7 protein-coding genes are annotated in these 6,865 nt (G+C 66.0%); all 7 read right to left on the bottom strand.

Annotated features, from left to right (window positions below; all coding sequences use genetic code 11):
* Positions 1–413: type I-C CRISPR-associated protein Cas8c/Csd1 (locus VNR91_RS06860; RefSeq protein WP_325490028.1), on the bottom strand; the 413-nt coding region annotated here is incomplete at its 3' end.
* On the bottom strand, positions 410–1,081 hold the full coding sequence (cas5c, locus tag VNR91_RS06855) for a type I-C CRISPR-associated protein Cas5c (protein WP_325490027.1): 672 nt from the start codon (positions 1,079–1,081) through the stop codon (positions 410–412). The genes cas5c and VNR91_RS06860, both read right to left, overlap by 4 nt.
* 436 nt (positions 1,082–1,517) lie before the next feature.
* The gene (locus tag VNR91_RS06850) at positions 1,518–2,321 is read right to left on the bottom strand and encodes a pyrroline-5-carboxylate reductase family protein (protein ID WP_325490026.1); all 804 of its coding nucleotides are present in this window, start codon (positions 2,319–2,321) and stop codon (positions 1,518–1,520) included.
* Positions 2,318–2,821: a YbjN domain-containing protein gene (locus tag VNR91_RS06845; protein WP_325490025.1), complete on the bottom strand. Its 504-nt coding sequence runs from the start codon at positions 2,819–2,821 to the stop codon at positions 2,318–2,320. Before VNR91_RS06845 ends, VNR91_RS06850 begins: the two co-directional genes overlap by 4 nt.
* A 90-nt stretch (positions 2,822–2,911) precedes the next feature.
* A complete protein-coding gene (locus VNR91_RS06840; RefSeq protein WP_325490024.1) occupies positions 2,912–3,199 on the bottom strand; it encodes an accessory factor UbiK family protein in 288 nt (95 codons plus the stop codon).
* 78 nt (positions 3,200–3,277) lie between these two features.
* Positions 3,278–3,832 carry a TspO/MBR family protein gene (locus VNR91_RS06835; RefSeq protein ID WP_325490023.1) on the bottom strand — a complete coding sequence of 185 codons (555 nt, stop codon included), beginning with the start codon at positions 3,830–3,832 and terminating at the stop codon, positions 3,278–3,280.
* A 26-nt stretch (positions 3,833–3,858) separates the two neighbouring features.
* Positions 3,859–6,865 (bottom strand): efflux RND transporter permease subunit (locus tag VNR91_RS06830; RefSeq protein ID WP_325490022.1); only part of this gene is annotated, 3,007 nt, incomplete at its 5' end.

The raw sequence follows: 6,865 nt of genomic DNA, 5'->3' as shown, positions 1-6,865 counted from the left end.
AAGAAATACGGCTCGACGAACTGGTCCGGCGTCCACGCCCGCAGGAAATTTCGAAGAGCAATCAAGCCCTCGTCATTCGAATCTGACAGAAGCTGATTGTGCCATGCGACAAAAGTGGCGTGGTCTCGCTCTACCTTGTTCCCGGTCTTCCTACTGACCCCGAGAACGTATCCGGTATTGTCCCAGAGAAAAAACGGCGTCGACGCGGTTCCCGATCGCCCGAACCATTTGGGCACCGATTCGAGCTTCGGCCGGAATTTTTTCCCGACAGCTTCGACCCACGCCTCCGTGTCGACCACAGACCCCGTCTTGTCGAGAAGAATGACAAAGCCAACGGGCTCCTTGCTCCAGCCCGGCTCGGCCACCCCCTCCAGCCGGTGATAATAGCGGTCGAGCGCCTGGAGGATGGTCATCGCACCACCTCGTCGGCACCGAATGGGGGTACGTCGATCACCCCATCCGTCATCGTCGCGCGGAAAAAGCGCGATTCGTTGCCATGCGCAAAATCGATGTCGTGCAGCATCCAGCCGAAATCGGCATCGCGCCGGTCCGCCGCGAGTTCGCAGGGCGGCAGCGGGGCGCCGTCGCCGATCAGCGCGAACTCGGCGTCGAATTCGCGCGTGCCCAGGCAGGGGCGATGGAAGCACTGGCCCTGCGCGGCACGGCGGTTGAACATCGAGACGTGCTTGGCGGCGGTATCTTCCGCGCCGGCCCGGTCGGTCAGCGTGAAATGCGCCTCGATCACATAGGCGACGTCGATCAGCACCAGCGCCGCGCGCTGCTGGCGGTTTTCGTCGACAACGATGCCCAAACCCTCGGTCGTGCCGCGGTTCATCGCGCTGCGCGCATTGGCGGCGCTCGCCTTGGCGCCGACTTCGTTACGGCGGATCGACTGGAACCGGATGGGCTTGAGCACATGGATGCGATCGACGTGCCAGCGGATCGCCGGCTTCCAGTGGATCGCCTCAAGAATCCCGCGCGCGGCGGACGGGGTGATCACGTCATAGCTGACGCGTTCCACCTTCATTTCGGGCCGCGTGAAGCACGCGCGTTCGCCCCAAATATGCAAACGGATGCCCATCTGCGTTTCCCCCCGGGCGCGATATTCACGGCGATCGCCGCGAATTGCAAATCAGGCGTTCACCAATTGAAACCATTGTGAAGGATTTCGACCCGCGCACGCAAGGATCGGCGCCTGGCGACCCTCGATCCGGAAAATTGTTCTGGCGGTCGAACCGTGCCGCAGAAGTCGCCTTTCCTGGCGGTCGGTTACGAACTTCTCCTGTGCATAGGTCAAAGACGCATCGTTACTTGACCAGAAGCAGTCCATCGTCCTACCGCTCAGTTGCCTGCTCCCGTAGCAGGTCATCTACCCGTAAGGCAGAGCCAGGAACTAAATCTTCGCCAAATGAATTATTCACGCAACCATGCGGTTATCTTCTCATCTCCATGAAAACTTCGCACCTTGTCCGCCGGTCGGCTACAGCCAACACCCGAAAGGTGACCGATCGGACACCTTACCCTCGCGCCTCCGCCGCCATTTCGGCGTTGCGCCGCACCGCGGCGGCGATCGTCTCGCCGATCAGCCGCTGAAGCGCGTCGTCGTGGTCGAGCACCGCATAGCCCTCCCGGGTGGACCCGCGCGGGCTGGCGACGCGATCGGCGAGTACCGCTGGAGACACATCGGCCGCGGCGGCGAGCAGGCCGGAACCCTCGACCGTCGCCACCGCGAATCGCTGCGCCTGTTCGGGCGACAGGCCCTGCGCCACGCCGGCGGCGGCGAGCGCGTCGATGAAGCGATAGAGGAAGCCGGGGCCGCTGCCGGCGACGGCCGCCGCGACATCGAACAGCGATTCATCGATCCATTCGACCAGCCCGAGCGGCGCCATCAGCGTGTCGAGCGCGCGGCGCTGATCGGCGGTGGCGGCGGAACTGTGGAGCGGCACCACCCCCTTGCCGATCGCGACCGGCAGGTTGGGCATCGCGCGCACCACCGCGCCGGCCGAAAAGCGCGCGGCGAGCGTCGCTTCCTCGACCCCGGCGAGGATCGACAGCAGCAGCGGCACCCCGGCGATGCGCGCGCCGTGGGTGGCGGCGATCTCGTCGAGCTGGAATGGCTTCATCCCCAGCATCACCGCGTCGGGCGGCGGTCCTTCGGGAAAGGCGCGGCCCTGCGCCACCCCGGCAGGCAGGTCGCGGTCCTGCCGGTTGACGACGAACACGTCGGCCGGTTCGATCACGCCGCCGGCGATCCACCCGCGCAGCATCGCGCCGGCCATGTTGCCGCACCCGACCAGCCACAGGCAGCGTATCGCGCTCATGCCTCGCCCTGCGTCTCGATCAGCGCGGCGGCGATCGCTTCCTTGGGGCTCTTGCCGCCCCACAGCACGAACTGGAACACCGGGTAGAATCGCTCGCACTCGTCGATCGCGCTCTCGATCAGCAGTTCGGCGCCCGACAGGGTCAGCGTGCCGCCGTCGTCGCCGTCGATCAGCGCCGCATGGCGGAACAACAGGATGCCGCTCGACGACCACAGCTCGAAATGGCCGATCCACAATTGCTCGTTGACCAGCCCGATCGTCTCATAGATCGCGGCGCGGCGTTCCTCGGCGACGCGGACGTCGGGGAAGCACAGGAACTGGAGGACGGCATCCTCCTCGCGCCAGATCGCGCGCAGCTCATATTCGGTCCAGCTGCCCTTGACCTTGGTGACGATCTCATCCTCGTCACGCTCATGGGTCCAGCCGTGCGCGGCGTAATAACGCTCGAGCATCTCGATCGGCGCTTCGCCGTCGGAGTCGTCTTCAACTTCGTCGAGCATTCACCCTCCGGCCCCGCGCCTCGGCATCGCATGCCTCGCGACGGCGGGAGGGACAAGCGCGGACCGCCGAAAAGCTGTGGAAAACAGGCGTTAGCCGGCCTTCGGCGCCTTGGGCGCGCGCGGTGCGGCGGGGGCCGATGCCCCGGCCTCCAGCCTGTCCAACCGGGCGCGCAGCGCGTCGGCCTCGTCGCGGGCGGCGACGGCCATCGCCTTGACCGCCTCGAACTCGTCGCGGCTGACGAAGTCGAGCCCGCCGATCCATTCGCGGGCGCGCTCGCGGGCGCTGCCCTCGGCCTCACGCGCGACACCGGCAAAGGTGCCGGCGGCGCCGTTCACGAACTTCACGAAATCGTCGAAAATGCGGTTTTCACTCTGCACTGCGTAAAATCCCCAGAGCGATTTCAAGCTGGGCGGGATCAACCGCCGAATCAGAAATCGCGACAAAACAAACCCGGTTCAAACAAGAATTTGGGTGCTGTCGCCCGCCGGTACAAGGGTTTCGGCGCCGGGATTGAGCCGGTCGACCTCCCACACCAGCGCGAAGGCGAAGGCGATCCACAGCAGATAGGGCAGCAGCAGCGCCCCGGCGACCGGGCGGATGCGCCAGAACACCCAAGCGGTGAGCGCCGCCGCGACGAACATCGCCCCGGTCAGCGCGATCGCCGCGCTCACCCGGTGCAGGCCGAAGAACAGCGGCGACCAGGCGAGGTTGAGCGCCATCTGCACCGCGAACAGCCCGAGCGCGAGCGGCCGCGAGCGCGATCCGCGCGCGTTGATGATCAGCGCCAGCGCCAGCCCGAGCAGGATATAGAGCAGGGTCCAGGCGATCGGGAACGCCGCGTTGGGCGGCATGAAATCGGGCTTTGCGAGCGCCGTGAACCAGCGATTCTGGTCGCCCGACGGGGCGAGGCGCGCCGAGGCGAAACCCAGCAACAGGATCAGCGGCACCGTCACCGCAGCCCAGCGGAGGAACGCCGCCCACAATTGGCCCTTCGACGCGATTTCCCTCATCGCCCACCCTTTTTCGTCGGGGCCGTCTACTCCGCGGGCTGGGTCGTCCCCAGCGCCGCATCGAGCTTTCGACCCACCGCGTTCGGCGATCCGGTCCGCGCCGCCAGCTTCTTATAGAGAATCGGGATCAGGAACAATGTGATCAGCGTCGCCAGCGTGACGCCGAACACGATCACCACGCCGATCGAGGCACGAGCCGCCGCGCCCGCGCCGGTGGCGATCATCAGCGGCACGGCGCCAGCGACGGTGGCGATCGACGTCATAAGGATCGCACGCAGCCGTCGCACCGCCGCCTGGGCGATCGCATCTTCCAGCCCGACGCCCTCGTCGCGCAACTGATTGGCGAACTCGACGATCAGGATGCCGTTCTTGGCGGCCAGCCCGACCAGCATGACGATGCCGATCTGGCTGTAGAGGTTGAGCGAGGTGCCGGACAGCGCCAGCCCGATCAGCCCGCCGCCGACCGCGAGCGGCACGGTGGTGATGATGACGGCCGGATGGACGAAGCTTTCGAACTGGGCCGCGAGCACGAGGTAGACGATCAGAATGGTCAGCCCGAACACGATCAGGATCGATCCGCCGGTTTCCTTGAACGCCTGCGATTCGCCGCGATAGCCGATCGCGATCACCTCGGGCGACTGGCGCGCCTCTTTTTCGAGGAAGGTCAGCGCCTCTCCCATCGAATAGCCCGGCGCGATGCCACCCTGAAGCGTGATCGCGCGCAGCTTGTTGAAGCGGCCGAGGTCGCGCGGACCGGCGTATTCGCGCGTCGTCACCAGATTGGACAGCGGCACCAGCGTGTTGTCGCGCGCGCGCACATAGATCGAGGCGAGATTGCTCAACGCCGACCGGCCGCTCTCTTCCGCCTGCACGATCACGCGATATTCCTCGCCGCGATCGACATAGGTCGAGACGCGCCGCGAGCCGAGCAGCGACTGGAGCGCCTCGCTGACCGCCGACACCGACACGCCCAGATCGCCGGCGCGGGTGGTGTCGACGTCGATGCGCAGCTGCGGCTTGGTTTCCTTGTAATCCGAATCGAGGTTGATGATGCCGGGGTTGGCGGCGGCGGCGGCGATGATCCGGTTGCGCGCGGCGACCAGCCCTTCATAGGTATTGCCGGCGATGACGAAGTTGAGCGGCTGGCCACGCCCGCGGCCAAGCGGCGCCCGCACCTGCGCATTGCCGCGTACCGACGGCTCGGCGGAAAGGATCTTGTTGATCTCCGTCGCGACCTGCTGCGTCGAAACGGTGCGGTCGTTCCAGGGTCGCAGCAGGATGCTGAACCGCGCGTCGTTGAAATCGTCGCTCGACTGAAAACCGCCGGGCACCCGCGTGGTGATGGTCGTCACCGCGTCCTTGCCGACCATCGGCAGCAGCTTCTCTTCGATCCGCCGCGCATATTGGTCCATCTGCGCGAAGCCGGTGCCTTCGGGCGCGTTGACAGAGGCATCGAGCGATCCCTGATCCTCCGCCGGGACCAGTTCGGACTTGAGCGTCATGAATGCGCCGCCGGACAACGCCAGGAACAGCGCGACCATGATCATCGGCACCAGCGGCCGCCGCAGCGCGCCGCGCAACCGCCGCGCATAGAAATTCTCGAGCGCGGTGAAGCGGTCGTCGATCCAACCGGTCAGCCGCCCGCGACTTTCGTGGCGCAGCATCTTCGAGCACAGCATCGGGGTGAGCGAAAGGGCGAGGAAGCCCGAAAAGCCCACCGCCGCGATCATCGCCACCGCCAGTTCGCGGAACAACAGACCGGTCTGCCCGGCGAGGAAGCAGATCGGCACGAACACGGTGCACACCACCAGCGTGGTCGAGATGACGGCGAAGCCGACCTGGCGCGTACCCTTGTACGCCGCGACCAGCGGGCTCTCCCCCTGTTCGATCCGGTGATAGACGTTTTCGAGCACGACGATCGCGTCGTCGACGACCAGCCCGATCGCCAGCACCAGCGCCAGCAGCGTCAGCAGGTTGATCGAGAAACCGAACACCCACAGCACCGCGAAGCTGGCGAGCAGACAGATCGGCACTGTCACCGCCGGAATCAGCGTCGCGCGCCACGATCCCAGGAAGACGAAGATCACGATCACCACCAGCACAGCCGCTTCGGCCAGCGTGTGCCACACGCCCTCAATCGCGCGCGAGATGAACTGCGAATCGTCGGAGGAGATCAGGATTTCCATACCCGCGGGCAAGTCGGGCTTGATCGATTCCATCAACGCCTTCGCCGCGTTGGCCACCGCCAGCGTATTGGCGCCCGACTGGCGCACGATGCCCAGCCCGACCGCCGCCGCACCGTTCATGCGGAAGGACGAATAGGGATTCTCCGCCGCTTCCTCGATCCGCGCGATATCGCCCAGCCGGACAAGATAGCCGTCGGGGCCGCGTCCGACCACCAGGCCGGCGAAGCTTTGCGGCGTGACGAACTTGCGCTCGACACGCAGCGTCAAATTCTGCTGCGCGGATTCGATCCGCCCGGCCGGAAGCTCGACGTTCTGGCGCCGCAGCGCGGCTTCGACATCGGCGGGGGTCAGCTGATAGGCGGCGAGCTTGTTCGCCTGGAGCCACACCCGCATCGACGGCCGCGCCTCGCCGCCGATGAACACGCGCGCGACGCCGTCGATGTTGGTGAAACGGTCGGACAGCGTACGATCGACATAATCGGACAGCTGAAGCTGGGTCCAGCCCGGCCGCGAGATCACCAGGAACATGATCGGCCCCGAATCGGCGTCGACCTTGCGCACCTGTGGCGCCAGCGCGTCTTCGGGCAGGTTGTTGGCGATGCCGCCGATGCGGTCGCGGATGTCATTGGCGGCCGCGTCGATATCACGGCCCGGACGGAATTCGACCGTGACGTTCGACGATCCGTCGCGCGACCGCGACGAGATCGTATCGATGCCCTCGATGCCCGCCAGCTGTTCCTCGATCGGCTGAGTGATGCGGTTCTCGATCACGCTGGCCGCGGCGCCGATATACTGGGTGGATACCGACACCACCGGCGGATCGGTATCGGGATATTCGCGGATCGAC

It is taken from the genome of Sphingomonas sp., from assembly GCF_035555815.1.
Lineage (GTDB): Bacteria > Pseudomonadota > Alphaproteobacteria > Sphingomonadales > Sphingomonadaceae > Sphingomonas.
Note: the sequence above shows the minus strand (reverse complement) of the source record. Positions and strands in the feature narration are given on the sequence as shown.

What these genes read in the sequence shown, in the direction of transcription:
- cas5c (WP_325490027.1), bottom strand. Translation starts at nt 1,081, where the DNA reads ATGGGCATCCGTTTGCATATTTGGGGCGAACGCGCGTGCTTCACGCGG.
- VNR91_RS06850 (WP_325490026.1), bottom strand. Translation starts at nt 2,321, where the DNA reads ATGAGCGCGATACGCTGCCTGTGGCTGGTCGGGTGCGGCAACATGGCC.
- VNR91_RS06845 (WP_325490025.1), bottom strand. Translation starts at nt 2,821, where the DNA reads ATGCTCGACGAAGTTGAAGACGACTCCGACGGCGAAGCGCCGATCGAG.
- VNR91_RS06835 (WP_325490023.1), bottom strand. Translation starts at nt 3,832, where the DNA reads ATGAGGGAAATCGCGTCGAAGGGCCAATTGTGGGCGGCGTTCCTCCGC.